The 2,002-nt window shown below is 60.2% G+C and carries 2 protein-coding genes; both read left to right on the top strand.

What is annotated here, in order from left to right:
• A partial coding sequence (locus tag C9413_RS31580) for an SDR family oxidoreductase (protein ID WP_170251465.1) occupies positions 1–559 on the top strand: 559 nt, incomplete at its 5' end.
• Positions 560–580: 21 nt separating this feature from the next.
• A complete protein-coding gene (locus C9413_RS31575; RefSeq protein WP_040116020.1) occupies positions 581–820 on the top strand; it encodes a 4-oxalocrotonate tautomerase family protein in 240 nt (79 codons plus the stop codon).
• Positions 821–2,002: the final 1,182 nt, after the last annotated feature.

The following is a 2,002-nucleotide window of genomic DNA, read 5'->3' as shown; positions in this document are numbered from 1 at the left end:
CGCCACCAGTCCGCCGGCGACTGCCGAACGGATCGTGCGCGAAGGGATTGAGCGCTTTGGCCGCATCGATTCGCTGGTAAACAACGCCGGCGTCTTCCTCGCCAAGCCCTTCATCGAAATGACCCAGGAAGACTACGACCACAACCTCGGTGTCAATGTGGCCGGCTTTTTTCACATTACCCAGCGCGCAGCCGCCTGGATGCTGAAGCAGGGTTCGGGCCATATCGTCAGCATCACCACGAGCCTTGCCGATCAGCCAATGGTCGGGATGCCCTCGGCACTCGCCTCCTTGACCAAGGGCGGTCTGAACGCTGTGACCCGGTCTCTGGCGATGGAGTTCTCGAAGAGCGGCGTTCGCGTCAACGCGGTGTCTCCGGGCGTGATCAAGACGCCCATGCATCCTGTGGAGACGCACTCGGCGCTCGCCGAATTGCATCCAGTCGGCCGAATGGGCGAAATCCGCGACATCATCGATGCCGTCCTTTATCTCGAAACCGCTGGTTTCGTGACCGGCGAAATCCTCCACGTCGATGGCGGCCAGAACGCCGGTCGCTGGTGAACGTCTCGAAAGGAGATCACAATGCCTATCGTCACCGTACAGGTTACCCGCGAGGGGACCACTCCTGACCGCAATTCGGTCACCACCGAGGAAAAGGCCGCCATTATCAAGGGCGTCAGCGAGGTGCTGCTCAAAGTGCTGAACAAACCCCTTGAGTCGACCTACGTGGTGATTGAGGAGGTCGATCTCGACAATTGGGGCTGGGGTGGCCTTCCGACCGTACAGTATCGCGGCATGCGTGCCGCGGCAGCAAAATCCTGAGCCGCCGGCCCGAAGCTTTGCACGTCAGCGTCGTGCCTTCGCCCGGGAACTCACGACACGATTGATCGCTGCGTTCCGTCAACTTGATGATCTACAAAGGGCGCGTGCTAGCGCCGCCCTTTTTTCACACAAAAGGAAAACATGACACTCGTATCCATAGCGAGTGGCCGCAAAAGGACGATCTGCCTTGGCTGGAGGCTCGACGCCGACCTAGTTGTCGATGACACCCTTTCGGGTCGCGCCAGTTCACACCTTAGGGCTCGCGGTCCTCGATCCACTCGGCACGGGGCGAACGTCGGCTGCGCTCCGGCTCGGAAAGCGGTCTCGATCTCGTCGTCTCGGGCATCGGCGCGGCCCGCTGACGACTCATCGGCCACGGGGTCGAGGTCAGCGAAATCAACCACGGTAGGGTCATATCGTCAAGAAAGGGACCCCACTCATCCTGCCGGTTAAGTAGATTCAGATGCGGCTCAGCGCCCTGTTGCAGTCGGGAACAAATGCCCATTCCTCCGGGAAGGAGAACCGAGCCGCATTGTCTTTTCCGCCCCGGCTGCAGCATCAATCACATACTGGGTTGTGGCTTCAATCTGGTTTGTGCAAGCAAGGCGGTCGGGCGCAGCAATCGGTTCCCGACATGCTTGACTTCGCTCCGCGTCCCGGGGGGGCCGCCCTGCGGGATGGTAGGAGGCGAGATTGGTCAGCTGGATATTACTGTTCACCTTGACGACAACGGCAGGCTTTTCTTGAATGGATCCGAATTAAAAGTCGCTCAGCTACACGTGGGTAAGGTCGCCCCAGGGGCGTCCGCATCCCGCTTAGCCTTTCCGTGCCGGCTAAGCAATCGCGGGTTGATCGATGCTGTCTTTGGCCCTATATAGAAACAGCTGCCGCGTGTACCTTTCCTCCCGGTGCCGCCAGCTGTTCCCCTCTGGAGGTTCACACCTTCACATCTCATGGGCCGCAACTACCCAGCGGCCCATTTTTTTACGACAGTCCGGCTCCATTACCGGCCAGCCCTCCAGCAAGATACTCTTGAGGTCTCGTTCTTGCTCTGCGAGGAAACCGCGGAACGGTGTTTCCGCAAGCTGGACAGGTCCGTTCAAGCGAGCAGTTCTCCCCCTCGCCACTCTGTTGGCCGGGCCGGTGCCCAGTTCGTGTGATGCGACAAGGGTCGCCCCGGAG

It is taken from the genome of Rhizobium sp. SEMIA 4085 (genome assembly GCF_013004495.1).
Taxonomy (GTDB): Bacteria; Pseudomonadota; Alphaproteobacteria; order Rhizobiales; family Rhizobiaceae; genus Rhizobium; species Rhizobium gallicum.
This window is presented reverse-complemented; position numbering and strand designations above follow the sequence as displayed.